A 25,814-nucleotide genomic window follows, 5' to 3' on the forward strand; every position below is an offset into this window, starting at 1 on the left:
CTCGCCCGTTCGCCAGCGCCTCGACGAACCAGGCCGGACGCTTGCCGACACCGCTCCACGTGCGCCCGTCGTCGCTCTGGTACTTCGGCACGCCGCGGCCGCGCTTTGCCACTGTGCTCGAGGAAGTAGCAGAACCCTTCGCCTTGCGCCCAGCGCGCCCGAACAGCTGCTCGGGCGTCAGGTTGTAGTGGGCGATCGCCTCTTGGATGCGCGCCACGACTCCCGACACCTCCTTGGCTCGAAGCGAGTCCGCTTCCTTCTGCAGTTTGTCGATCTGGCTCAAAACATGTTGCAGGGACTTCGGCATGACTCTCTCCTTTTGGATCTATGGTCGTCGCTCGTGGCGACGCGGCGCCATTTAACCAGACCCCAAGGAGGCGTTAGGCCTTCTTCCATGTTCGGTGACAGCGGGGCGGCTCTGACGTTGCGTCAACAGGTCGCAACGCCTGGCCCCCTGCACACCGGGCAGCAGAGGGTCCAGACGACCAACAGCCGCATGGTCGAAGTTGGCCGGGGGATCAGCGACGCATGCCCGCCCGGAGTTCTCCGAGCCAGCGAACGTAGTCGGTGGGCTCGTTCAGGGATGTCACCGTCAGTCCGCTCCCGTCGACCCTGATGGCCATAGCGAGGTCGCCGAGCTGCACGGTTGGCGAGAACGCGTCGAAGCTCGAGACCTTCTTCGCTTCCACCGCACCGTTGACCATTACTGCAACTTCGAAGCTAGCCGAGGCACCGGCCAAGCCCAGGAAGGTCACGGCAACCGCCTGGGTGCGCGGCTTGGTCAGACCAGCATCCGCTGTTTGGCTGATCAAGGGCTCCTGCTGGTAGACCGTCGGCATGCCAACGGCCACCAGCTTGTCATCCAGGCGATCCGAGCAGAGGAACCCTGCGTCGTCGACCAAGGTCAGGAAACCGCTATAGCCGCTGCCCACGCCGACCACGTCATAACGTCGTCCGCTGTTGCTCGTGAAGGTACCGAGCACGGGTAATGGCATCTCGGGCGTGATCTTCACATCCGGTGTCATGGGGCTCGAATCGATGACCTCGATCTGCTTCTTGGCCCGATAGACCTTCTTGCTTTCAGCCAAGCTGGCGTAGAAGACGACCTCGCCGGGAGCCAGAACCTTGCCGATGGACAGGCGCCTGTTGGCGACGTTCAGACTGGTACTGCCGCGCACCAGGGTGCCCATGGCAGTCAACGACTCGGCGCGGCTGGCGCCGCACTTCTTCTGCGCCACGTTGCCTTCGGTGGGGGTGAGCCCGGCCAGAGCCGGAGAGGTCATCGCCAAGCTGGCGAGGATCGAGATGAGTGACCTGGATGCGAGAGACATGGCTTCCCTGAGATTGACGTTGTCGAGCAGCCCCGGGGACCGGGGCTCCACTTGCTCCGTACGGCCGTGAAAACGGCCGCGATGTCACGTCCCGCCAGCGAGCGAGGAACGCTCACTTTGCTGTCAGTTGACACGTGTCTTCAGTTTACGATCCATGAAAACTGCGTCGCGCAATGCGACCCAGCAGGAATCCGGAATTAATCGACGCCATGGCCGTGGAAATCAAGGCCAGACGGATTGAGCTCGGCTACTCGCAGGAAGATCTGGCCGGCCAGTGTGACCTTGACCGCCCCTACATCTCGCTGATCGAAGTCGGGCGCAAGCAGCCCACCATCAGCGTGCTGTTCAAGATTGCGGCCGGCCTGGAGTTCACGTTCTCGGAGTTCGCCGAGCGCATCGAGGTGCGCTACAAGCGCTCACTACGAGCGAAGGCCAAGACCGCCAAGCAATGACGGCGACCCTTCGCCGACGAGCTCAGGCGAAAAAAATCCAGCCGAACTGGCTGGTTGAGGCCGCACGCGGATATCAGGGAGGGAGGCGCGCGGGAGTGGGCCGAATTCTAGCCCTGGCTGGGGACAGTCCCGAACGCCAGCAGCGCCCCGACGCCTGATCGGGACGCTCACCCACTTCAGCCCTTCGTGCCCCACTGTTTGAAGACGAAATCGCTGAACCGCTCATGGAGCGGGCGGATCGTTGGTGTGTCGTTAATGTCGAAGGCGTACGTCGGGAGATCGTCGCGGTAGGTTCCCGCCAGCACGTAGAGGAATGTGTCCTGGAACTGGAGGAACGGAATGGCGTTGTCCATCCCGAGCAGCGGGATGCCCTCGGCCCTGTAGCGGCTGACCCAGTCGGCCAGCCAGTCCTGCATGTACTTCATCTCCCGAGTTCCACGATGTGGTACTCGGAATTGGGCGGGCTCTCGCCCATCAACAGCAGGCACTCCCTGAGCACGGCCGGGATCGGGAGACCCAACTCCCGCTCCAGCTGGTCCACATCATGCGCGGCGGAGCCAGCCAAGGTTCTCAAGACATCGAACGGTACGAAGGAGAGACGTTTCATCTAAAAGAGTGCGCAGCCGCTTGAGGGGCGGTGTCGGGTCTTCTACAGAGTCCGCGGCTCGTCGCTTCGCCGGCCCCAACCGACCTCTCACGAACATCCGACGACCCGACCGCATAACGGTGCAGGCGTCGATGGCATACAGGATGGGTCGACATGAACAGCCATGCGAACCTCTCAGCACCGATGTCAAGCGCTTGGACAGAACTGTATCCCGACTAAAGGCGCTCACTCAGAAGATGCTAGAGGTGCGGGGAGATGTCTTTGAGAGACGACATCGCAGTTATTGCGCCGTTAAAGTTCCGTTGTCATCTCCAACGAATCGGCGTGAAGATGTCGCATTCAGCCCTCAAAGTGGCCTTGCGCCCCCACAAAGAGGGGTGATGCGCCGCGTTACGGATCTGTAAATTGCACGCCCATAACAAATGAGGGCGTTGTGAAGAACAGTCGTAGGGAGGTGCCTCAGGAAGAGATCCTGTGGGCGTTGGGATCGATGTGCGCGTTGCATCGCCGGCCATTCGCGCCGGAGCTCGTGGCGAAGGACTTTCCGCCACCGTGCACGACGCAGACGCTGGTTGCCGCAGCCAAGGCGCTGTCGTTTCGAATTAAGCCATTCGCGGTGAAGCCCACGCGCATAGCGCAGATGGCCTTCCCTTTGATCGTCGCGTTAAAGACAAGCGAACCTGAGGAAGGCCGGCCCCTAGCCCCCGCGCTAGCGATCGTGACTGCGGCGCAGGACGACGCCATCGTCTTCTTTCCTGCGGGACAGAACGCGCCGCGCACCGCCACCATCGAGGAGTTCGCAGAACTGATCGAAGGCACGGGCTGGATGCTCGCGCCGCAGGGCGATGCGGTGGAGGACCCCGACACGCCCGGCCACGGGCGCCGTTTTGGCTTCTCCTGGTTCGTGCCCGAGCTGATGAAGCACGGCAAGGTCTGGCGCGACGTACTGCTGGCCTCGCTGGCGTTGCAGCTGATCGCGCTGGCCACGCCGCTGTTCACTCAGGCCATCATCGACAAGGTCGTTGTCCATCGGACGCAGAGCACGCTGATCGCCGTGGGCATCGCGATGCTGATCTTCACGATCTTCACGAGCCTGCTCACCTGGGTGCGGCAGTACTTGGTGCTGCACACCGGGAACCGCGTCGATGCGGTGCTTGGCGCAGCGGTGTGGGACCACCTGCTCAAGCTGCCGCTGCGCTACTTCGAGAGCCGACCGACCGGGGTGGTGGCCGCGCGCATGCACGGCGTGGAGAGTATTCGCGAGTTCATCTCCGGTGCGGCGGTGTCGCTGATCCTCGACCTCCCCTTCCTGCTGATCTGCCTGGGCGTAATGTTCTGGTACAGCGTGACGCTGACCATGATCGTCGTGGGCATGCTGCTGGTGGTGGGCATCGTCAGCGCGGTGGTGGCGCCGATCTTCCAGAAACAGCTCAATGAGCAGTTCCTGATGAGCGCGCGCAACCAGGCCTTCGTGACCGAACACATCGCCGGCTTCGAGACCGTGAAGTCGTTGCAGATGGAACCGCAGCTCAAGCGCCGCTATGCCGACTACGTTGCGGCCTTCTTGCAGTCGGGCTTCCAGACCAAGCAGATCGGCAACACCTACAACGTCTTCGCCTCGACGATGGACCAGGCGCAGACGCTGCTGGTGCTGATGATCGGCGCGTACACGGTGATGAACGAGCCCTCGTTCACGATCGGTATGCTGGTGGCGTTCCAGATGTTCGCCGGCAAGCTGAGCCAGCCGGTGCTGCGCATCGTGGGCCTATGGAGCCAGTTCCAACAGGCGAGCCTGTCGGTGAAACGGCTGGGCGACCTGATGAACGCGCCGGTCGAGCCCTATAGCCTGGTCCCGAAGCGGATGACCGATGGCAAGGGCCGCATCGAGGTCGAGGGCCTGGCCTTCCGCTATGCGGAGGACCGGCCGCTGCTCTATCAAGACCTCGCGCTGACGATCGAGCCGGGGAAGGCCGTGGCGATCATGGGCCCGTCGGGGACGGGCAAGAGCACGCTGGCCAAGCTGATGCTGGGCTTCTACCAGCCGAGCGCCGGCAGCATCCGCATCGACGGCATCGACGTGCGGCACATGGCGGCCAACGAGTTGCGCAACTACTTCGGCGTGGTGCCGCAGGAGACGATGCTGTTCAGCGGCACGATCCACGCGAACCTGATCGCCGGCAATCCGGCGGCGTCGTTCGAGCAGGTGGTGCAGGCTTGCAAGATGGCCGGCATCCACGCGGTGATCGAGGGACTGCCACAGGGTTATCAGACCGAGGTTGGCGAGCGCGGTGTCGGCCTGTCAGGCGGGCAGAAGCAGCGGCTGGCGATCGCGCGGGCGCTGCTGAAGCGGCCGCGGGTGCTGATCTTCGACGAGGCGACTTCGGCGTTGGACCAGGACACGGCGGAGGGATTCGCCAAGACGGTGAACAACCTCAAGGGCAAGGTGACGATGCTGTTCATCACGCATGCGATGCCCAAGGCGCTGCAGATCGACGAAGTGCTGCAGTTGGGCAAGGACGGGTTACAGAAGCTCAAAGTCGTATCGGGGCCGACGCCACCGAGCGAAGGCGTGAAGCTCTCCACGTCCATGTATCGCGCTTGAGCGGGAGAGACCATGGCCATTCGACTTGCGCAACTGGAAGACCTGCCGTCGCTCCTCGACGGCGCGCGGCGCATGCATGCCTTGACGCGTTTCCGGCACCTACCTTTCAGCGACCGACGCGTCGAGGCGTCGTTCCGGGAGTTGATCGAGAAGGGAGCGCCTCGCTACGCATTCCTAGTCGCAAGTTCAGGATCGCCCGAGCGCATCGTGGGCGCGCTGATTGGGGTATTGGAGCGTCACATTTTCAGCGAGACGCTGACCGCCAGCGTCATGCATTTCGACGTACTTCCCGAGGCTCGCATGGGCGGCCACGCGGTCCGGCTGCTGACGGCCTTCGAGGGCTGGTGCAGGAACCGCGGCGTCGCGGAGATCGCGTTTGGAACCAACAGTGGGCACGATGAACGCAACCTTGTCGGCCGCTTTGCGATCAAGGCGGGATATGCGCGGGTGGGTGAGAACTATGTCAAGTCCACTGCCGGAATGACGCCGAACAACATTCGCACAGAGTGAGCGATGTGCATTGTTCAAGACGACTCTAGGCACGCTTTCATTCGTGCGGCGGCGAGCGCGATTGAAACCGAGATTAACCAGAGCGTTGGTGCGGTGGTTAGAAACTCTATTGATTATTCTCAGCGGGAGAAAAAGTATGCGTGCAATTGAACGCTTTCGTCACTGTGTCACTCTGCTCGTCGCCTGCGCTCTGCTGTGGGGTTGCAGCTCGATTCTTCAGCCTCGACAGGCAATCAGCTTTGTCGTTCAGAACAAGAGCAGCCAATGGCTGGATCAGGTGGTGGTCGATCTTGACGACGATGCCAGGTTGAGACATCTCGCCTCGGTTCGACCCGGCGATTACAACGTGGAAGTCGGATTCAACCGTGTTCCGTCTCGAGCAGTGATCACATGGACGCAAAGGGGCGGGATTCGACGCTCTGTCACCGTGCCGGTGGGCAGAGAAATCCAGTCAGGCGAGCGGCTTTGGTCTATCGTCTTCGAAATTCGCGATCAGGAAATGACCGTATTGGTGGGAACCAATTCGGTTGATATCAACAAGGGTAGTCGTGTGATATACACGAATAAGCAATGAGCGTTCGCAAATGCAGCGGACAACAACAACAGTGATCGGGGAGGAATGATGGCACTCAGTATGGAAGCACCAGTCGTCGGCAATTACACGCCGGAAGCCCAGACCAAACTAGATGCGTTTAAGGAGTTTTCAAGGCAGGAACGGTCTCCTAGCTTTGATCCGAGCAAGAACAACTCGAAGATGTTCTTCGTCGCATTCGACGGCACGAGCAACGACCGTGCGGTGGACTCCGAGAATGGCTTGGAAACCAACGTCGCGCGTATTGAGTATGCCGTCAAAAGCGGGCTGAAGGCCGCCCAGGTCGGTGATTCGATCTATCTCGCGGGCCCGGGGACTGGGGGTGGAGCGATCGGCAACCTTGTGGACTCGGTGTCGGGGGACTCCGTCCCGGGAATTGCAGAAAACGGATATGCGCAATTTGCCGCTTATGTCCGAGAAAATCCTACGTCCGACATCACAATTTCTGGCATCGGATTCAGCAGAGGTGCCGGTGTCATGAGCCAGTTCATGGCAATGGTGTACGAGCGCGGTGTGCCCGACCTTTCCAGTGAACGCATCGAGATTGCGGCCGACGGCACGAAGATTGTGACGTACGACAAGTATCTGATCCAACCCGGCGATGCAAAATTCGGAACGATGGTTTCGCTGGACCGCGTAGCTACGAACGAGCGCGACGCCACGGATCGGATGGCACTGATTCCGTCCAAGAGCTTGAGACTTATCTCGATTGAAGCGGAGGATGAACACCGCTCGATGTTCGCGAAGGACGGGTGGGAAGATCGCGAAACTGGAGAGCTCGATCCACGCGTCAGTAAAGTTCTGTTGAACGGCGCACACGCCGACATTGGTGGCGGATACCTGCTGAACGGCATCGCACTGAATGTTCTCGAAGGTGTGTATAACATTTTCCAGAACGATGGGGTGCCTTTGGCCGCGTTGCGGCCACAAGACTTGCCCGGCGACAAGCCGCTGGCGATTCACAACTCGTATGCAGGACAGTCCAACAGCTCTGATCCGAATTTTGGACCGGAGGAAGGTGGGTATGTCTCGGAGCCGCGCGACCAATGGGCCGTGCGCTATAAGAATCCTCCGGCCGTGAAAACCGAGTTCGAAGAGCGGTTTGACGACGGTTCATGGGCCAAGACGCGGACTTATGCAGACGGAAGAGTGGAGCGGATCACGATTGACAAGGACGGGATGCGCAGTTCCGTTGAAGTCAGTGCGCAAGTTGGCAACCGCGTGGAGACCGCAATACTGGACGGTCGCGGCAAGTGGATTTCGACGAAAGTGGTTCAATATTTCGACGATCCCGAGGGGCAGTCCCGAATCGAAACCGTCCGAACCAAGGACGGCACCGAAACCCGAGCTTTCGATACAGGTGGTCGTCAAATTACTCGGGACTATAATGGTCGTCAAGAGACCGAGGATCCCGATACATACGTCCAAGACTCTGACTTCCGCTACATCATCTCTGCGCTTCCTCCGGGGGCGGGCGCCAGCTCGGTCATCCGGATTGGCAACGATACCTATCGGCAGGCGCTGAGCGGCGAGTTCGTGATTGACTTGGGCGATGGGCAGCGGAAGATATTCGATCCGACGACCGGAAAGACATATCTCGACGCCGCTGGTCAAGTGACTGAGATCAAGACCGGCGAAAAGATCGCCGTTGACGAGCGGGGCATGGCCCGCGTCATTCCTGACGAAGCTCCTGTGCCGGCGACCACGGTGTCACAAGCCGCACACTTGGCGTCCGTCATCGGCGATGTCACTTCTCTCGTCAATGCGATTAAGGCTGGCAAGCCTTTGCCCATCACAGCCAGCGGCATCAAGCTGCTAAATACGGTCACGGACGGCAATGTGCCGGGGCTGGCTGCGGTCAACCAAGTCGCTCAAGGGGCTTTGACGCTCTACAACTTGCATAACGCCTTCAGCGGCGGCGCGAGCGACCTGACCAAAGTGAGCGCAACGCTAAGCACTGTAGCCCTGATTAATCAGGCCTCCTTCCTAAGCAATGCGGCGGTGAATTCCGCTCTGCTCGGGAGTAACACAGGCATCTTGGCGGGCGGCCTTGGCGGCACGGGTGTCCTACCCGCTATTGGACTCATCACTTCCATCAAGGCGAAGGACCCGATCGGCGTTGCGATGAGCGTCGGCGTTTTGCTCGACGGAGCCGTCTTCTTGACCACGCCGCTTGGCTGGGTGCTCATGGCCGCCGCCTTTGTCAAGGCAATGAAGGAACCGCCGGAGGCCTGGGGTGTCGGCACCTTCAAGTTCGGTGCTGGCACGTCGCTAGAGCTGCAGACCCAAGGCGAGTCGTTTGGCAAGGCGCGTGTCGACATGCTCATGAAGGGCAACGGCAAGCCCGCGGGTGATCCTGAGTACTTCGGCGGACTCGAGGGTTACCTGCGGGATCAAGTGATCGGCCCGATGCTGGCGGCTAATCCCGATGAGCCCCTCGGCATCATTCCCCAGCGCCTGCCCGTGCTGACTTGGCGCGAGGCGCGCCAGTCCACGCCTGGCTACGCGATCTCCGACATCGACCCCATCACGGGCAAGGAGCGCTATCCCGGCCTGCGCTACAACGATGACTGGACGCCCTATAACGCCGATCCGACTGATCCGGAGCAGCGCCGCAACATATTCGAACGCCTGATCGTGTCCGCGCTCGGTCGCGAGGCCGTGGCGCCGATGTGGGAGGTCCGGACCGCACGCATGCAGCAGGACGCTGGCGACCCAAATGCGGGGCAGACTGAGGAGGTTCGCGCAGCCCGCCGCGGCTTCAATGCCAGTGCCGATCCCGCCACCAACAAGCTGATCCCCGGCGCATTCCGACCCGTTGCACTCGACATGAATGGCGACGGCGTCATCAGCGTCGTGTCTAACGCCGACAACGACCGCTCATTCAACTGGGACGGCACCGGTTTCGACAAGCAGGTCGGCTGGGTGGGGGCTGGCGAAGCCCTGCTGTTCCTCGACCGAAACCCCAATGGTGTGGTCGACGGCGGCAAGGAGTTGTTCAGCAACAGCAACGTGGCCGACGTTGCGAAGGGACTGCGCAGCCTCTCCTGGATCGATGCCAACGTCGACGGCCTGATCAACGCGCTCGATCCGGTCTTCAACGAGCTCAAGATCTGGAACGATGCCAATGGCGACGCCGTCGCCCAGGCCGACGAGCTTCAGACCATGGGGCAGGTCGGCATCACGGAGCTCGACTACAACAATGGTCGCTTCACGCGCAACGGACAGCTGTTCGCGATGAAGAGCCAGGATCTCGAAACCTCGTCCACCGGACAGAAGACTTCGGTCACGCCGGACGGTATCCGCGTCGAATTTGACAATGGCCAAGTGCAGGTGCACGCGACCCGCGTCACCGACGCGAGCATCTTCCCCCGCGTTCTGAATGTTTCCAGCGCCTCGGCACTGGAAGGACAGCCGATTCAATTCGTCGTCTCGCTTAGCGCCGCCGCTTCGAACCCGGTCGAGATCGCGCTCGCACTCGAGTCCGGCACTGCGCAAGTCGGATCCGACTTGGCTTCGGCGATCGAGTATTCGCTCGATAGCGGCCGCACATTCTCGACCTTGAATGGCCCAACGCTGAAGGTGCCGGTGGGCACTGCCAACATCGTCGTGCGCGTCCAGACGACGGACAATGAGTCGATCACGTCGTCCAAAGACTTCGTCCTGAAGGCTGCCACAGGCAAGAACGCGAACTGGGTGACCGGTCGTGGCGTTATCGCCGATGACGATGGTCCGCCGCAAATGGTGCTTAGCGGCCCCGCCAGTGCTGATGAGGGTGCCAGTACGCTCACTTACACAGTGCGCCTCTCTCATGCTGCGAAGAGCGCAGTGACGGTGAACTATGCGACCGGCTCGGGCACTGCCATCGCCGGTAACGATTTTGACGGCGTCGACAGTCAGTTGCGCTTCGAAGTCGGCGAAATTGAGAAGACCTTCACCGTGACGCTGCGCGAGGACGCGCTGGTCGAGGGCTCGGAAGCCTTCGACGTGCATCTGTCCAATTCGCAAGGCGCCGAGATCGCCTTCGGGGCGATGCAAACGACGATTGTCGACAACGACTTCCTACCGGTGGATCCCTATGAGATCAGGGACGACGATCTCGGCTCGTTCAACGAGGACATGAGCGCGACGCCGACCCACACACCGGGCATGCTGGTGGTGAGCTACGCCATGCTGCTGGCCAACGACCGGTATAACGAAGGAGATCCGGGCGCCAACTTGGTCATCGTGGGCGTCCAGGACGCACGCAACGTGCAGGTCACGCTCGACGAGGCCCGCCAGGAACTGCGCATCAGCCCTCCTGCCGACTACGCCGGCGAGGCTTCGTTCCAATACCTTGTCCGCGGCGCGGACGGGGACACGCGCGCCGCCCGCGTTTTCATGAATTTCCGCGAAGTCAACGACGTTCCGGACGTGCGCGTCGAGTTCTCGCCGATGCCGATCTACGGGTACGGTCCTCGGGGTGAAGAGTCCGAGCAGGAGGGGACCGTGCTGGGAATGCGCGGCTACAGCAACCAGGGCATGGTGATGAACCGGCCTTACGTCACCATCGGCGGCCGCGCCGAGCGCTACGACAAGTGGGGAACGGTCATCGGGTACGACGACTACGTAGACCTCGGTATCACCGAGGACTACTACAACCGCCGTGTACATGCGTACGACTATTTGTACAACAGCTTTGACGGCTGGGATGGCTCGATCCGCCTAGCCATGAACGGCAAGGTGTACAGCGTGCCGGTCGATGCCCCGCGGTATGGTCATTCGACGCCGATCGCATGGGAAGAGGGCAACGATGGACGGGTGGTCGCCAGCGACAGCGACGGCGCGGCAGGCTTCCGATTTGAGGTCATCCAGCGCCCGCTGTACGGTCAGCTTGGCGGGGCGGATCCTTCCGATGACATCGATCCGGTTACTGGGGCCTTCAGCTACACGGGTCGTAGGTATGTTGAACAGGACGCGGATGGCAGGTACGTTGGTCAGGACGTCTTGACGGACGACCACGGAGTCCTGGAACCGGCCAACGTCTGGTACGACAGTTTTACCGTTCGCGTATATGACTTGAGCGATACCTCCAACCAGACCTTCCAGGACAAGCAGGTCAACGTCCGCCACTATGGTCCGGCCCCGGGCGCGCAGGTGCAGAGCGGCGGGAAGAAGCCGATCGCTATCGACTTGGACGGCGACGGCTTCCACTTCACCGACGTTGACGACTCCAACGTCTTCTTCGATGTGAACGGCGATGGCTGGCGCCGCAAGATTGCCTGGAACAATCCGCGCGACGGCTTTATCGCCTTCGATAAGAACGGTGATGGAAAGATCACCGACTTCGACGAGATCTCGTTCGTGCCCTACAAGCCGGACGGTCAGACGGATCTGGAAGGCTTGCGTGCGTTCGACACGAACGGCGACGGCATCTTCTCAGCAGCAGACCAGAAATGGTCCTCGTTCGGCGTTTGGCAGGACGCGAACAGCGACGGCGTTACTGATCCGGGCGAGTTCCGTTCGCTCGACGCAATGGGCATCGCCAGCATCGGATTGACTTCCGATGGCCGCTTCCAGGTCATCGACGGGCAGTCCGTGCACGGGACGGCATCTGCAACGCTCGCAAACGGTGGATCGCTCGCCATCGCCGACGTGACGCTGCGCTACAAGAACGTTGGCAAGCTCGGCGATGCCGGACAGGAGGGCCCGATAACCCCCGTGCCGACGGTGTCGCCCGGCACGACCTTCCAGGGTACGGCCGGCGCGGATCTGGTGCTGGGAACGAACGGGTCTGACCTCTTCGACACCGGTGATGGCGACGATGTCGTCACTGACGATGCAGGCAACGACGGCGTGACCACCGGCGTGGGCAAGGATCTGGTCTACACCGGTGAAGGCAACGACTATGTCGACGCCGGGGACGGGGCCGACGTGGTATTTGCTGGGGTTGGCAATGACGTCGTCATGGGCGACGACGGCGACGACATGCTCATGCTGGAAGCCGGCAATGACGTCGGCTTCGGTGGCGACGGCAACGACATGGTGTCAGGCGGCACCGGCAACGACGCGATCAGCGGCGATGCGGGCGACGACCAGTTGCTGGGCGAGGATGGCTGGGATGCGTTGTTTGGACAGGAAGGCAATGACGAGCTGTGGGGTGGCGACGGGAACGACGCACTGTACGGCGGTGATGGCGACGACATGTTGGCCGGGGGCGCTGGCGACGACGCGATGGAGGGCAGCACGGGCAACGACACCTACGACGTCGACAGCACCGGAGACACTGTTCTCGAACTCGCGGGCGGGGGTGTAGACACAGTGCGCTCGACTCTGGGCTACCAGCTGGGCGAAAACGTGGAGAACCTCACACTGCTGGGACACGCCACCATCGATGGCACAGGCAACTCGGCCGACAACGTGCTCGTCGGCAACGACGCGAATAACGCGCTAAGAGCCTTGGGCGGCAACGACACCCTGGATGGCGGCGCCGGTGCGGATACCTTGGAGGGTGGTGCTGGCGACGACACCTACGTGCTGGACAACGCCGGAGACGGGGTGATCGAGCAGGTGGGCCAGGGCAATGACACGGTGCGCGCGAGCGTCACCGCGACCTTGTCGGCGAACGTCGAGAACGTTGTGCTGACCGGAAATGACCGGATTAACGCCACCGGCAACGGGCTCGACAACCATCTCACCGGCAATGCTGCAGCGAACCGGCTGGACGGTGGTTATGGTGCCGATGTGATGGCGGGTGGCCGCGGCGACGACATCTACGTCGTTGATCAGTTTGGCGACCAGGTCGTCGAGCGCGCGGGCGAAGGCATCGACACGGTCGAGGCGGCTATTGAATACACGCTGGGCGATAACGTCGAGAACCTTGTTCTTACGGGGTACGCCTCGCGGGGCGAGGGCAATGCTCTCAATAACACGCTGCGCGCCAACGACAACGGCAATGCGCTGTTTGGCGGCGGTGCCACTGACCTGCTGATTGGCGGCAAGGGCCGCGATACGCTCGACGGGGGCACCGGCGTCGACATCTTGCGCGGCGGCCAGGGCAACGACACTTACGTCGTCGACAACGCCGCGGACGTCGTCGATGAGATGGCCAACGGCGACGCGACCCTGATTCGGGAGATCCGGAAGGTCAAGAACCAGATCGGCTGGGTACAAGGCGGTGGCGAGCTGGTCGACGCGATGGTCGACTACATCGCAGCTCATCCCGACGAGTCCCTCGACGTGCCGGCGCTGGCCGACCGCTTCAGGGACATGGAGGGGGCATGGATCATCGGCTGGAACCAAGACTGGTTCAGCCCCCTGCTGACCCTTGACTACACCCGAGGCTCCCGCGTCGACGGCGGCAAGGACACAGTTGTCTCGTCGACTGACTACACGCTGGGTGGCACGGTCGAGAACCTCACGCTTGTCGGCGACGCGCTGTCCGGCACCGGCAACGCGCTGGACAACAAGCTGATTGGCAACTCGGGCAACAACGCCCTGGACGGACGTTCCGGCGCCGACTTCATGGTCGGAGGAGAGGGCGACGACCTGTACTTCGTGGACAGCGTGGGCGACCGCGTCCTCGAGGCCGATGCCTTCGACAAACCGTGGAGTTATGGTCTGCGGGACATGACGCAGATTTTCAAGAGCGCCGTGAGCGAGGACTGGTGGCCCGCACTGATCGATGAGCGCATGGGGCAGGTCCAAGCCTCTCTAGAAGTCGCTTTCGAGCAAGGGGCCACCAGCATCTGGGAGACCGATGTCTCCTCGATCCTGATGGAGTTCTACAGTGCGCAATACAGCAGCCTGCTCGATGAGCCACTGCCCTACTTCACTGACTTCCTGTCGATGACCTGGGGCGACACGCGCCTGACTGGCGGCCACGACGTGGTTCGCGCCAGTGCCAACTATGTCGCCGACGCCGGCGTCGAGGACGTCCTGCTATCCGGCGAGGCGATCGCCGCCACTGGCAACTTACTGGACAACCTGCTCACCGGCAACGAACTCAACAACGTGCTCGACGGCGGTGCAGGCAACGACACCCTGATTGGCGGACGAGGCAACGACGCCCTGATCGGTGGTGAAGGCGATGACTTCTTCGAATGGAAGGATTCGGACGGACTCGATGCGATCAGCGACCTGTCCGGTCTTGATGTACTCCGTCTCGGCGACGGGCTCAGTGCCGCCTCGTTCGACTACACCACGGAGGAGGTCGATGGACGACAGCGAACCACCCTGATCCGCCTCGATGCTCAAGGGCAAGCGAGCGGCGAAGGCGTGCAGCTGAATGGCAGCGCCGCCACCGGTTTCGAGATTGAGTCGATCCGTTTCTCCGACGGAACGAACAGCACCGTCGAAGCGCTGCTTGCCGCCATCGACGCGCGCAAGAAGCCGGCCGATGGCAGCGAGGACTATGTCGGTACCGAGGGCAACGACACCTTCCGCCTGGCCGATGCCAAGTCGGGCGTTGTCAATCGGTATCACGGTAAGGCCGGCACCGACACGATCGTTGGCGGTTGGGGGTACGACCACCTGCGGGTGTCGTCTACTCTGAGCAGCCTTGACTCGATCGAGGTGCTGGACGGCGTCAACGCGGACTTCAAGACGAACTTCATCGACGGCACGGATGGCGCTGACCGCTGGGACTTCTCCGGCAAGACAGTGCGCAACTTCCTGATCGCTCCCGGCGCAGGTGATGACGTTGTGATCGGCACTTCTGGCGGCGACCTCATTGAAGGCGGTATGGGCGCCGACCAGCTGTTCGGCGGCGACGGAAATGATTCCTTCCTGCTGACCAGGGGCGACCAGTCGGTGGACCTCTACGACGGCGGCAACGGAGTCAACACCATCCGCGACGAGTATGGATACGACGTCCTTCGCGTTGAAAGCGGCCTGACCAACCTGCGCAACATCCAGGTCATCGATGGTGTGGACCGGGATCTCGGCGTCAACCGCATCGTGGCCTCGGACAGTGCGGACACGCTGGACTTCTCCGGCAAGACGGTCCGCAACTTCACCATCGAGGCAGGCGGGGGCGACGACATCGTCACCGGCACCAGTGGTAACGACCTAATCCGTGGCGGCGCCGGCAATGACTCGCTTTCTGGTGGCGATGGCGACGACACGTTCCTGCTCAGTGGGGGCGATCAGGACGGCAAGGATCAGTTCGACGGCGGTGCCGGCGTCAACACGATCCGAGGTGGCTACAACGTCGATGTGCTTCGTGTCGAGAACCATCTGGCCAACCTGCGGAACATCCAGATGCTGGATGGGCTCAACCGGCCTGGCGAGGGTGATCGCATCTCCGCAAGTGATGGCAACGACACGCTGGACTTCTCGGCGATGACGGTGCGCGGGTTCGTACTGGATGGCGGAGCCGGCAGCGACGACATCACCGGAACCGCCGGGGACGACATGTTCCGCGGTGGGACGGGCGACGATGAGCTCAAGGGCGGTGGCGGCAATGACACCTACCTGTGGGGCTACGGCGATGGCAACGACCACATCCGCGACACGGCCGGAACCAACCTGATCCGCCTGCAGGACGGCATCGAACGCAGTGCGGTCAGTGTGGTCTCGTCCGACAGCAGCTTTGCGCTTCGCGTCGGCGGTGCGATTCTGACCATCGATCGCGTGCTCGACGCCTCGATGCAGGTCCGCATCGGGTCGACGACCTATGCGATCGAAGACCTGCAGGAGCCGGCCGTCATGAAAACCCAGGTCACTGCGACCGCCTGGGCGGAGGCTGACGGTGGCGCGTCCGGGCAGGAACTGGGCTGGAGTGACGGTTCCAGCACGCCGGTGTCGCCGAGCGATGACAGTCACGCGACGACCGGTCTGATCGGCACCTCAACGCGGCGCATGAGCGCCTATTGATCGCGGCCGGTCCGGTAATGACCGCATGAAGCCGCGCCTTCGGGCGCGGCTTCACTCTCCCCCATGTCCGCCGGTCGCGACGCGATCGGCGCAATGCAACAGGAATCCGTGATGACTTCTTCCCCTATCCCCGACGAGACTCAAATGGCCTCGGCCCGGCGCGAGCTGGCCAAGCTGCCGTTGCTCGGGCCCGTGGCCTGGTTGCTCGCACGTGACGCGCAGCGCCGGTTCAATTTCTTCGCCGACATCGACTGGCGCTACACGCCGCCCCTGGTGCTGGACCAGTGCAAGCTCTACAACCGTTCGGAGATCCCGTGGGCCTTCGTCAGTTGGGCATGGGTCAGCGACGCCGTGGACGAGCGCCTGCGCTCCGGCGTGCCCACCATCGCGCCACATGAATGGCAGGCTGGCCCACATCTGTGGTTCATCGATGTGCTGGCACCGTTCGGTGGCGCCGAAGACATTGCACGGCAGGCCCTGTCAGAGATTCCGCAGGCCAGCCGGGCAACGTTCTGGCGGCAGGAGGCCGATGGCCGGTCGCAGCTGACGGAGATCGGACATGGCGGCTGAGTCGGCGACCCCAGGGCGCCTGATTGCCCTGGCGCCCGAGGCGCTTGACTTCGCGCCAGACCTGCTGGCGTTGCAGGAGCGACCGCCCTCGAGGCTGCCGCGCACCATCCTGCTGTCGCTGGTCGCGCTGGTCCTTTTGCTGCTGGGGTGGGCGTGCCTCTTCCAGCTGGACATCGTCGCGAGCGCCGAAGGGCGACTGGTGCCGTTGACCTTCACCAAGGTCGTGCAGCCGGCCGAGGCTGGTGTGGTCGCGGAGATCCTGGTCAAGGACGGCCAGTCAGTCCAGGCGGGTGAGTTGCTGATGCGCATGGACGAGCGCCTGTCCACGGCTGACACCACGGCGCTGAAGAAGGACGTGGCACTGCGCCGCCTGACGCTGCGCCGCATCGACGCGGAGATGAGCGACCGTCCAATGCTACCGAGCAAGAGCGACCCGTCCGACTTGTATGCGCAGATCGAAGGGCAGTTCCGCGCGCGGCGCCAGGCCTACCAGGACTCGGTCGCGCAAGAGACGGAGGCGCTGAACAAGGCGCGGGCCGATCTGCTGGCAGCCCAGCAGGTGCTGTCCAAGCTGAGCCAGACGCTGCCGAGCTACAAGCAATCTGCAGACGCCTACCGGAAGCTGGTGCAGGAGGGCTTTGTCGGTGAGCTGGCCGCCAACGAAAAGACGCGTGAGGCCGTCGAGAAGGAGCAGGACCTCAAGACGCAGGCTGCCACCGTGGCGAGCCTGAACGCGACGATCGCCCAATCCGAGAAGCGACTGGCGGCACTGCGCTCTCAGTACCGCTCCCAACTCGAGAACGAGCGCATCGAGACCGTCGGTCAGCTCAATCGCGGTGAGCAGGAACTGGAGAAGTCCAACGTGAAGGCGGGGCTGCTGGACATCCGCGCGCCGACGGCGGGCGTCGTCAAGGATCTGGCGACAACAACGCAGGGCGCGGTGGTGCAGGCGGGCGCGGTGCTGATGAACATCGTGCCGAAGGAGGAGCCGCTGCAGGCGGAGGTCCTTTTGAGGAATGAGGATGTCGGCTTCACCGCTGTGGGTCAGAGCGTCAAGGTCAAGGTCGCAGCCTACTCGTTCCAGAAGTACGGCTTGATGGAAGGCGAGGTCCACATGATCAGCCCCGATGCGACGGATCCGAAGCAGCAGGTGCAAGGGCAGCCGATCCTGACCTACCGCGCCATTGTCCGGCTGAAGGACACAGCCCTCGTCGACCCTCGATCTGGAGAACGCCGTCCCCTGAACGCAGGGATGTTGGTGACCGCGGAGATCCACCAGGGGCGCCGTACGGTGATGGAGTACCTGCTCTCGCCAGTTCAGAAGGTTGGCCAAGAGGCAGCGCGGGAGCGCTGACAGGCAAGGCACGCGATTCGGCCCGGCTGGCAGGCCGGGTCGCGATCAGCGGGAGACCGGTTCGGGCAGGAGGCTCAGCGCCCGGCGCCGCAGCGACTTGGCAAGCGTCGTCGCTGTTGTGTGCCGGCGAGGTCCTCGCGCGATCAGCCAGGCGAAGTTCAGCAGTCCCAGACTCAGGTTGCCGCGTGCGACATGGGCGTCGGCATGACGCAGTCTGCCCAGGTGCTGCCGATACAGGAGCTCCGCACGATTGACGGTGCCGCCGTGCGGACACTCCAGGCCGAAGCGCTCCAGCAACTGCTCGCGCATATCTTCCGTGGCGTTGTGCCGCGGCACCCGCTTCGACAGCGAATTGGCGCTCTGCCGATAGAGGACGAGCGGCGTCGAGAGCTTGGCGACTCGCGTGAGCCGCGACGCGCGCGTGAAGTACTCCCAGTCGTCGGTCTGGTGGTCATCGCAGCGGAATGGGCCCAACCGGTCCGCCAGGCGCCGCCGGTACAGCACCGACGACGGCAGCGTGAAGTTCGTCATCACCATGAGCGGATAGATCCAGCCCGTGAGGCGGTCCTCCGTCTGCAGATTCCCGCGGCGAGTGAAAAACTCCTCGGCCGGCCCGCCGTGCCACGTCTGGAATTCGGTGAAGCAGAGGTCCACCTCGGGATGCTGCTCCAGCAGGGCGACCTGAAGGGCGAGCTTCTGTGGATGCCAGACATCGTCGGCATCGAGCAGGGCGACGAACTCGGAGCGGCTCATCGCCAAGCCGGCATTGCGCGTGGCGGACATTCCTCGATTGGTGTGCCGCACCAGTCGGACCCGAGAATCATCGAACGAACGGACGATGTCCGCAGTGCCGTCAGTAGAGCCGTCGTCGAGGACGATCAGTTCGAAGTCAGTGAAGGTGCTGGCCAGCACGCTCTGGATCGTTGCAGCGATGACTCCCGCGGCGTTGTAGGCCGGCACCACGATGGACACACGCGGAAAGGACGCAGTGGGGACAGTCGGGCGGCGTGCGGCCGCGTCACCCCGTGCCAGATCGGCAGACAACATTGCAGGAATTCCCTCGGACTCTTCGAGACTGCGACGGGCGGTCCGGGGCAGTCAATGCTTGTTCCGAATTGTTCCTGCTTCGAGCTCGCCAAGCATAACGAACCCGTTATCTGAGGGGGATGCCAATGCGCAATAGTGCGCGCGCCACAACGCTGCCTTGGACGCCCGCAAAGCGAGCGTGACGCATTTCCCGGTTAGGCTCGCACATCATGGACCCCTTCGTTAGCCGCGCCCCAACTGGCTCCGCCAATGTGGCTGTTGCCTCGTGTGACTGTCGACTCCTCATACTTCTAGAAGCTGTCAATGACTCTTGCATCCGATTCCCTGAAGCGTTCGATCGCTGCGCTTTGTGTCGGCCTCTTGACCGCATGTGCCGCCGGCACCGATCGCCACGGTCGACCGATCGATCCTCTTAAGGCGATGACCGTCGATACCAGTCCGGATCCCGGGCGGAAGCCGACGCCGCAGGAGGCCGAAGCTGCGATTCGGATGGCCGACAAGGGCGATGTGGTCTTCAACATCGTTGACATCCGAGATGCGTTCTGGGCCGAGGCCTTCACCGGAAAGCCGAAGTCAGGTTGGCTCGTTTGCTACGACCAGACTCGCAGAGGCCTCCTTGGCGTAGTCACAAGCCGGTGGGGGCTTGTCATTGAGCAGGACGGCAAAGACGGATTCAAGCCGACCTTGATGTGGGATACGAAGCTGAAGTGCAGGTCGTGAGTGGAGCGAGCCTCGTGCTCGAATGGCGCGGTCTGCACGGGCGAACCGGTGCGAGGATGGATCGCCGCGTTTTGCAGTGGTGCTCGCCGGCTCGCGATCGACGACGGCGTCTGTGGGTGCTGTTACGGCTGAGGGAGGCGAGGAATGGGAAGGCGAATGTTCTTCGCAATCGTCACGATTGTGTTGGCGGGATGCGCGTCACCGTCGATCAACGGATCAGGCAAGTGGGGCGGTGGCCGTGACTTGAACGGCGTGGTGAGGGGCGAAACAGAATCGCCTGCCCGCAGTTTGCTGATCAAGTTGCAAGGCGTGCTGCGAGCGGATCTGTTGTCGCATCCACAGGCGCTGCAAGACCACCTCGGATTCGCTGTTCAGAATGTCGGAGATGCGAATTCTGCCGACGTTGCTGCAAAAGGCGCCGCACCGCTTGGCATGACGGCCTACTTCAGTTCAACGATCGACACCCGAGGATCATCGCTTACCCTGCTTTGGATCGGTTCGCCGTCCGGGAAGATTCGACGTGAACAGGTGATCGAAGTATTAGGCGGACCGACCGAGGTGTCGCAGGTGATGGGATTTCATGGCCCTATGTTGACGCGAGACATCTATTTCATCGGCGACCGTTCTAATCGCTTGGCCATCGAGTACGAGTTCAAGACCAGCAACGTTTCCCAGATCGTGCTGACGCAGGCACGCTGAACAACGCGTCGAGTACGCTGAGCCCCGGCTCACGAAGACGTTTAGAAACCGCCTACGTCAGCATCTCTACTACCTGGAAACGCGGGGCATCGCCGCGCATGTGGCGGCCAGGTCATTTAATTCCGCAGGTGGGCCGTACAGGCATCTAAGTGGCCTCATCGACTATGCAAACTCGGTCGACCCTGAGTACGCAAGTGCGCTCAGGAGAAGGCTGGATGCACTTCCTTGGGGCAACACCATCGCGAGTGCATTGCCGTACCGAAGTTCGGTCCATCGAAGCAGCGATGCGAACATGACTTGGTTGAGGAAGAAGCCGGCGAGTGACACCACTAGACCCCCCCCCGTCGCCAGCGGTGGAATTCTGGGGCCTGCCCAACCCTCGAGGACCGAAGCCGCGTCCGAGTTCCTTGATCTTGAGCCGGCCAATCTAGGTCTTGGTCAGCCGCTTGGCTTTTCGCGTCTTGTAGTCAATGACGTGTTGAGTAGAGATCTGGATCTCCAACTCCTGAAAGACCTGTTGCTTCTCCGCCTCGGAGGTTTTGTACATGTGAATCCGCGTGAACACGATGTAGCGCAGGACGCTCTGTGCAAACGCCTGCTTAGATACGCGGCTGTTGAGGGCCTGCAGCTCGTCGAAGGGGATGCGGCCCGGCGTCTCCAACGAACTGCTCATGGCTACCAACTGGTTAGCGATGGTGTCGTTGCTGTCAACATAGCGCTTGATTGCTGGCGCCATGCTCTTGGAACCCACGGCCGAACCAATGCGACGAATGAACCAGAACGAGAAGCGTCCAATCACCTGAAAGATTCGGACCTTGACGGCGCGGTCCCGGTCGATGGTGTTTGTCGAGCTGAGTTCTTGGATCGCCGCGCCGAGTTCCGCAATGATGTGGTCGGGCACCTCGGAGAAGGCCTCCACGAACACGCGCAGTCCACGCAGGCCTCCCTTGAATAGTGAATCGATGAGCTTTTGCTTCGCGTCCGTGTCGATCGTCCCGAAGTTGGCCTTCATTGCCATGCCCAATAGCTCGATGCCTTTGATCAACCCGTTGACTTCGGCCAAGAGCTGTAGCACCTGACGTTGCTCATCGGATGCGATCCCCGACTCGAGTCCGCCGTTGGCAGCGTCATCAAAGGTCTGCTCGATATCGTGGTCCTCTACCTGCGCCTTCTCCCGTCCAACCTGCGTGTGCGCTTCGTTGAAGACAAGCACTGGCGCCTTGTCGACCATCTTGTCTAGTGCCTCAGTGTCCTGCTGGAACTGAAGCGGGGCCGTTTCTGCAAACCGAGAGTCAACCGCTTCCCGCAGCGCATCGAAAACGAACTGATCGTTGCTGTGGTGGGCCAGGAACAGGATGGCGTTGCCATTTTCACGCACATGCAGGTTCTGACAGCAGCGCTTGATGAAGCCAAGCGTCTCTTCATTCTGCAAATTCTTGGCGAGGTAGCGGCCAAGGAAGAAGAAGTAGCTGTAAGGGTAGCGGAACCCGACCTCGTCGCCCAGCTCAATGAATAGATCGGCGTCGAGCAGCATGCGCTTGCGATCTTCAAACTTGAGCTCCAGATCGAACTTAGTCTCAAAGGCGGCATGGAAGCTGCGAAGCTCCTTGTCGGACACCTTCTCCTTCTTGACGGAGTGAAGGAACCACGCGAACTGCGAGCAGTAGTTCAAGATCTCGTGCACATGCTCCTGTCGAACGCGCGGCTCCAGCGCCTGCAGGATCATGTACTCGTAGTAGTGCCCCAGCGCACTGTTCTCGAGTTCGCCAGCCCGCCCAACTTCGATGCTCTGCAGCAGGATCAGAACGTAGATGGGGAACGAGGGGACCAAGCCACGCCCTACCACCCTGGAGATGATCTTGTCCGCGTGTTGGGCCTCTTGTTCTGAACGCTTCGTCCGATCGTCCAGACCGAACCACTTGGACACCAATTGAAAGCGCAACCGGAATCCGAACTCGAGCAGTTGCATCTGCACAAAGCTGCGCAGCGAGCTGAAGTCCGCGGTCAACAACGCTTCTTTCAGGTCGAACGCGGGGTCGACCGTCGCGATGATCTTCAGGAACTGCCTGTCGAAGAATTTGAGGACGTCGGACATATAGCGGTCCGGAAACTCGCAACGATCCAAGTTGTCGAGCAAGAGGATGCGTTGCTCGGGCTTGGCTTGAAGCACTTTGCTCGCAGAGTCGGGAGCGTATTGATCGCTGATGGAGCGTTCCAGCAGGCGTTTGAGATCTCGGTCGGATGAGCTCTTCATCGACCGGCCGTTGATATAGACCGGGTAGAGTTCGCGCTCCAAGGCATCGGCGTACAGGCGTTTCAGCAACGCGGTCTTGCCGCTGCTTTGCTCCCCCTTGACGAGCGTTGACGCCGTGGGTGATGCAAGCTCCTTGGAGAGTTCCCTGCTCGAAACGATAAGCGGGTTCTCTTCGCTGTCTTCTTGCTGCTCCAGCTCGGGGTACACGTAAAGGTCAGCCAGATCAACGTGCTCGCGTCCTCGATGGGAGACGTTGGAACCCAGGTCACTGATGAAGTCCTGCCACTCGGGGTTCAGATTCACCACGTTGGCCTTGTTCGGCAGAGCCAAGGTCAACGGATTGCGCGCCGAGAGATACGCAGTGCCGTTCCACCTGAATTCGGTGGTCTCGATGTTGTTCGCCTCGAAGTCAATCAGCGAAGCGTTGAAGCCGGACACGTTTGAGTTGTTCCGATCCTGAAGGACTGCGCCCTCCACATACGCTGTCAGGCCCGTTTCGCTGTCCCGATTCGCACCCGCGTTGCTCTCGTGCTCGTGCCCTGTAAAGCAGATCTCCGCGCACTCTCGAGTGAAGCGGCGGAACTCGCGGTACTGATGCGAAGAGATCCAGTGTGCTGGATGGTGCATTAGCAGAATTCGAAGTGCGCCGATGGGATCCGCGCACTGGTGATGGAGCTTGGTCGGGAACCCCAGACTCCCAGGCGCCGTCCGAAGCTCGCAACTCCAGGCGTTGTTGACGCAATGAACATGGAGTGACTTCCCGCCGACGTCGATCTCGAACGCTCGCCAGATTGGAGAGTGCTTGATCGCAGTTCCGGTCTCGACCTTCTTGGCAAAGTCGTCATAAGCGTCAAACACACTCACACATTCTTCGACGTCTGCCAACTCGATGTTCGACACATGCCCAGACTTGAGCGTGTTCAGCACGAGCGTGCGGATCCGCGCACGTGGTGATTCGAAATCCGCGTCATGATTGCCAGGCACGGTGATGATGTCCGGCGGCTTACCGTGGCGACTCTCGATGTCGGCGGCGATGGTGTGGATGAAACCCGTCGCCAGGTTGTACTCAGCCGATTTTCCAGATTGGGCGATATCACCCGTGATGATGAGTACCACGCGCGTCGCCAGCGGCAACAGAGGTTGCACCGCAGCAGCTATCTCGGCAGTCCGCTTGAGCACCGCATCGGTCGGCTCCTGAAAGTGGATGTCCGAGATCTGAATCAAAAGCGCACGGGCCGCCGGACCGGGGGCGGAATCGCCAGACATAGGTCTCCTCCAGAGATGTTCTATTCATATTTGCCGACCGACAGGCAAGCCGTTTCCATCGTCTGATCGGCTTCATCGCAGGTACGTTGAGACCATGAAACTCGATGTGGCTGCTTGACGCTGCGCAGCGACCTCGGGCGAGGCCTTAAACGTTCTCTCCTAAGGAGAAACGGATTCGGTCTATGGATCCCGACATCCGATTAGCCGAACCCCTTACATGAGGGGGGGAGGCGAGCGCCAAGACAGCGCCGGCGTAGCACCCTCTTCTGACCATTCCAAGGATCAAGCATGAAGATCTTCACCGTCGCCGCGGCACTGATGTTGTCCGTGTCCGCTGCTCACGCCGAAGACTGCGAAATCGCTGTCGCCGGCAACGACCAGATGCAGTTCGACAAGAGGTCGATCGTCGTTCCCAAGGCGTGCAAGACGTTTAAGGTGAACCTCACGCATACCGGGAAGTTGCCCAAGAATGTCATGGGACATAACTGGGTCTTCACCGAATCCTCCGCCATGCAAGCCACGGCCACCGAGGGGATGAGCGCGGGCGCGGCGAACAACTATGTCAAGGCGGGCGACGCCCGCGTGTTCGGCGCAACGAAGGTGATCGGGGGTGGCGAGTCGACCTCCACGGAGGTGGACGTCTCCAAGCTCAAACCCGGCACCGAGTACAGCTTCTTCTGCAGCTTCCCCGATCACTGGACCATGATGAAGGGCACATTGACGGTGGCGAACTGAGAGGGGGAGAAGCGCTGGCGGCCGATCAGCGACGATAGGACGCAACGCGTCGCTAGCAGCCACCAGGCTGACTGCAAACACAGGGCGCGCCCTGTGCGCCTCCCCTCCGCAGCGGGATTCGCGAGGAAGCGCGCTGCTAAGCTGAGCTCCCCTTCCCGCCCTCGCCCCATGCGCCAAGAAGTCGCCCCGAAAGTCCTCGCGATCATCGACCAGTACCTGCGCGATCACGGCAAGCAGAACATCTACGACGTCCTGCAGCGGCTGGGCGTGCGCGACGCCAACAGTCAGGCCACGAAAATCGAGTACGCCTGGGAGGTTCCCACAGGAGCGCCGATCTTCACGATCTGGGCCGAAGGCGTATGCGTGCATCCGCTCTCGGGCGGGATGTTCTCGGTGGAGAACATGAAGGAGCGCAACACGCTGATCAACGGAGACCTGATGAACCCGGGTCAGCTGCGACGCACCAACGAGCGTCGCCGCTTGATGCGCCAGGTGCTCGGCGGCCAGCCGTTCATCGCCGTGCTGCAGACAGACGTACGGTCCAGGGCTGAACTGATGCAGGGCATCAGCGCCAAGCCCGACCTGCGCATCAAGGATTCGCCATGGCATGTCGCGCACTGGGATGCGGCGAAGCAACGAGCCATCCTCGTACGGGGCGAGCCAGGTTGGTGCCCGAGCGAGGCCGAGGTCGATCAGTATCTGGTGCACGGGCATATCGTCAGCCCCGACCAGCCAGGCTTCCCTGAGGCTCCTCCGAGGGAGGAAAAGAACTCGGGGGTACCGACGCTGACCTTCCCCGACCAAGCGCATCGCGACTTGGTCGAAGCAAGGTCGATGGCCGCGATGATGCAGTTCTTCGTCGACGAAAGTCTGTTTCCCGTCGACGTCAGCAATGACAACCTCGGATACGACATCGACGTACGAAACGCCGACGGGGTGAGCGTCTTTCACGTGGAGGTCAAGGGGACGGCGTCCAGTGAGCCGGGCTTCTTCCTCACCCGCAACGAGTGGGCGACGGCTGGAGTCGACGACCTGTGGGAGCTTGCCCTTGTCACCAACGCGTTGAGCGCTTGCCACATCGAGCGATACGCCGCTTGGGAGGTCAAGAAGCGGTTCCGCTTTGACGAGCTGGTGTGGCGCTGTGAGCTCAAGGCGCGCGCTGACTGATCAGCCCCGGTTCGCCTCGGACGCGTCAGCAGAACGCCTGACGGCGAAGCTCA

General features: G+C 61.8%; 17 protein-coding genes. 11 read left to right on the top strand and 6 right to left on the bottom strand.

Annotated features, from left to right (window positions below; genetic code table 11):
• Positions 1–307: H-NS histone family protein (locus ACTJKJ_RS08600; RefSeq protein ID WP_440820175.1), on the bottom strand; the 307-nt coding region annotated here is incomplete at its 3' end.
• Between the two features lie 211 nt (positions 308–518).
• Entirely contained in the window at positions 519–1,331 is an 813-nt protein-coding gene (locus tag ACTJKJ_RS08605) for a hypothetical protein (RefSeq protein ID WP_440820176.1), read from the bottom strand.
• 209 nt (positions 1,332–1,540) lie between these two features.
• Here ACTJKJ_RS08605 and ACTJKJ_RS08610 point away from each other — a divergent pair, with 209 nt between their 5' ends.
• Positions 1,541–1,783, top strand: coding sequence for a helix-turn-helix domain-containing protein (locus tag ACTJKJ_RS08610; RefSeq protein WP_440820177.1), 243 nt, complete (start codon positions 1,541–1,543; stop codon positions 1,781–1,783).
• A gap of 176 nt (positions 1,784–1,959) precedes the next feature.
• Here ACTJKJ_RS08610 and ACTJKJ_RS08615 read toward each other — a convergent pair whose 3' ends face one another.
• Together ACTJKJ_RS08615 and ACTJKJ_RS08620 are read right to left on the bottom strand one after the other, a co-directional pair.
• Complete coding sequence (locus tag ACTJKJ_RS08615; protein WP_440820178.1) at positions 1,960–2,208, bottom strand: hypothetical protein; 249 nt, start codon at positions 2,206–2,208, stop codon at positions 1,960–1,962.
• Entirely contained in the window at positions 2,205–2,390 is a 186-nt protein-coding gene (locus tag ACTJKJ_RS08620) for a hypothetical protein (protein ID WP_440820179.1), read from the bottom strand. Before ACTJKJ_RS08620 ends, ACTJKJ_RS08615 begins: the two co-directional genes overlap by 4 nt.
• 718 nt (positions 2,391–3,108) lie before the next feature.
• Between ACTJKJ_RS08620 and ACTJKJ_RS08625 the strand changes: the two genes are divergently transcribed.
• From ACTJKJ_RS08625 to ACTJKJ_RS08650, 6 genes are all read left to right on the top strand, one after another.
• Positions 3,109–4,992 carry a peptidase domain-containing ABC transporter gene (locus ACTJKJ_RS08625; RefSeq protein WP_440820180.1) on the top strand — a complete coding sequence of 628 codons (1,884 nt, stop codon included), beginning with the start codon at positions 3,109–3,111 and terminating at the stop codon, positions 4,990–4,992.
• A 12-nt stretch (positions 4,993–5,004) separates the two neighbouring features.
• Positions 5,005–5,502: an N-acetyltransferase family protein gene (locus tag ACTJKJ_RS08630; RefSeq protein WP_440820181.1), complete on the top strand. Its 498-nt coding sequence runs from the start codon at positions 5,005–5,007 to the stop codon at positions 5,500–5,502.
• Positions 5,503–5,638: 136 nt separating this feature from the next.
• On the top strand, positions 5,639–6,076 hold the full coding sequence (locus tag ACTJKJ_RS08635) for a hypothetical protein (protein WP_440820182.1): 438 nt from the start codon (positions 5,639–5,641) through the stop codon (positions 6,074–6,076).
• A gap of 60 nt (positions 6,077–6,136) precedes the next feature.
• Positions 6,137–15,949 carry a Calx-beta domain-containing protein gene (locus tag ACTJKJ_RS08640; RefSeq protein ID WP_440820183.1) on the top strand — a complete coding sequence of 3,271 codons (9,813 nt, stop codon included), beginning with the start codon at positions 6,137–6,139 and terminating at the stop codon, positions 15,947–15,949.
• A 111-nt stretch (positions 15,950–16,060) separates the two neighbouring features.
• Complete coding sequence (locus ACTJKJ_RS08645; protein WP_440820184.1) at positions 16,061–16,519, top strand: toxin-activating lysine-acyltransferase; 459 nt, start codon at positions 16,061–16,063, stop codon at positions 16,517–16,519.
• On the top strand, positions 16,509–17,873 hold the full coding sequence (locus ACTJKJ_RS08650) for an HlyD family type I secretion periplasmic adaptor subunit (RefSeq protein WP_440820185.1): 1,365 nt from the start codon (positions 16,509–16,511) through the stop codon (positions 17,871–17,873). Before ACTJKJ_RS08645 ends, ACTJKJ_RS08650 begins: the two co-directional genes overlap by 11 nt.
• Positions 17,874–17,918: 45 nt before the next feature.
• On the opposite strand, the gene ACTJKJ_RS08655 is transcribed toward ACTJKJ_RS08650, so the two are convergent.
• Complete coding sequence (locus tag ACTJKJ_RS08655) at positions 17,919–18,920, bottom strand: glycosyltransferase family 2 protein (protein WP_440820186.1); 1,002 nt, start codon at positions 18,918–18,920, stop codon at positions 17,919–17,921.
• Between the two features lie 303 nt (positions 18,921–19,223).
• Here ACTJKJ_RS08655 and ACTJKJ_RS08660 point away from each other — a divergent pair, with 303 nt between their 5' ends.
• Both ACTJKJ_RS08660 and ACTJKJ_RS08665 read left to right on the top strand, forming a co-directional pair.
• Positions 19,224–19,640 carry a hypothetical protein gene (locus ACTJKJ_RS08660; protein ID WP_440820187.1) on the top strand — a complete coding sequence of 139 codons (417 nt, stop codon included), beginning with the start codon at positions 19,224–19,226 and terminating at the stop codon, positions 19,638–19,640.
• A 156-nt stretch (positions 19,641–19,796) separates the two neighbouring features.
• A complete protein-coding gene (locus tag ACTJKJ_RS08665; RefSeq protein WP_440820188.1) occupies positions 19,797–20,339 on the top strand; it encodes a hypothetical protein in 543 nt (180 codons plus the stop codon).
• A 427-nt stretch (positions 20,340–20,766) separates the two neighbouring features.
• On the opposite strand, the gene ACTJKJ_RS08670 is transcribed toward ACTJKJ_RS08665, so the two are convergent.
• Positions 20,767–23,859 (bottom strand): STAND family AAA ATPase, encoded by a 3,093-nt coding sequence (locus tag ACTJKJ_RS08670; RefSeq protein ID WP_440820189.1) that lies wholly within the window; start codon positions 23,857–23,859, stop codon positions 20,767–20,769.
• Positions 23,860–24,147: 288 nt separating this feature from the next.
• On the opposite strand from ACTJKJ_RS08670, the gene azu reads away from it, so the two are divergent.
• A complete protein-coding gene (gene azu, locus ACTJKJ_RS08675) occupies positions 24,148–24,594 on the top strand; it encodes an azurin (RefSeq protein WP_440820190.1) in 447 nt (148 codons plus the stop codon).
• Positions 24,595–24,762: 168 nt separating this feature from the next.
• Positions 24,763–25,761, top strand: a complete 999-nt coding sequence (locus ACTJKJ_RS08680; RefSeq protein WP_440820191.1) for a DUF3883 domain-containing protein — start codon at positions 24,763–24,765, stop codon at positions 25,759–25,761.
• The last annotated feature ends 53 nt before the right edge of the window (positions 25,762–25,814 follow it).

The organism is Roseateles sp. 22389 (assembly GCF_052044995.1).
GTDB lineage: Bacteria > Pseudomonadota > Gammaproteobacteria > Burkholderiales > Burkholderiaceae_C > Roseateles.

Bases quoted from the DNA above. Each gene is read 5' to 3' on its own strand.
- ACTJKJ_RS08605 (WP_440820176.1), bottom strand. From the start codon at position 1,331: ATGTCTCTCGCATCCAGGTCACTCATCTCGATCCTCGCCAGCTTGGCG.
- ACTJKJ_RS08610 (WP_440820177.1), top strand. From the start codon at position 1,541: ATGGCCGTGGAAATCAAGGCCAGACGGATTGAGCTCGGCTACTCGCAG.
- ACTJKJ_RS08615 (WP_440820178.1), bottom strand. From the start codon at position 2,208: ATGAAGTACATGCAGGACTGGCTGGCCGACTGGGTCAGCCGCTACAGG.
- ACTJKJ_RS08620 (WP_440820179.1), bottom strand. From the start codon at position 2,390: ATGAAACGTCTCTCCTTCGTACCGTTCGATGTCTTGAGAACCTTGGCT.
- ACTJKJ_RS08630 (WP_440820181.1), top strand. From the start codon at position 5,005: ATGGCCATTCGACTTGCGCAACTGGAAGACCTGCCGTCGCTCCTCGAC.
- ACTJKJ_RS08635 (WP_440820182.1), top strand. From the start codon at position 5,639: ATGCGTGCAATTGAACGCTTTCGTCACTGTGTCACTCTGCTCGTCGCC.
- ACTJKJ_RS08640 (WP_440820183.1), top strand. From the start codon at position 6,137: ATGGAAGCACCAGTCGTCGGCAATTACACGCCGGAAGCCCAGACCAAA.
- ACTJKJ_RS08645 (WP_440820184.1), top strand. From the start codon at position 16,061: ATGACTTCTTCCCCTATCCCCGACGAGACTCAAATGGCCTCGGCCCGG.
- ACTJKJ_RS08650 (WP_440820185.1), top strand. From the start codon at position 16,509: ATGGCGGCTGAGTCGGCGACCCCAGGGCGCCTGATTGCCCTGGCGCCC.
- ACTJKJ_RS08655 (WP_440820186.1), bottom strand. From the start codon at position 18,920: ATGTTGTCTGCCGATCTGGCACGGGGTGACGCGGCCGCACGCCGCCCG.
- ACTJKJ_RS08660 (WP_440820187.1), top strand. From the start codon at position 19,224: ATGACTCTTGCATCCGATTCCCTGAAGCGTTCGATCGCTGCGCTTTGT.
- ACTJKJ_RS08665 (WP_440820188.1), top strand. From the start codon at position 19,797: ATGTTCTTCGCAATCGTCACGATTGTGTTGGCGGGATGCGCGTCACCG.
- ACTJKJ_RS08670 (WP_440820189.1), bottom strand. From the start codon at position 23,859: ATGTCTGGCGATTCCGCCCCCGGTCCGGCGGCCCGTGCGCTTTTGATT.
- azu (WP_440820190.1), top strand. From the start codon at position 24,148: ATGAAGATCTTCACCGTCGCCGCGGCACTGATGTTGTCCGTGTCCGCT.
- ACTJKJ_RS08680 (WP_440820191.1), top strand. From the start codon at position 24,763: ATGCGCCAAGAAGTCGCCCCGAAAGTCCTCGCGATCATCGACCAGTAC.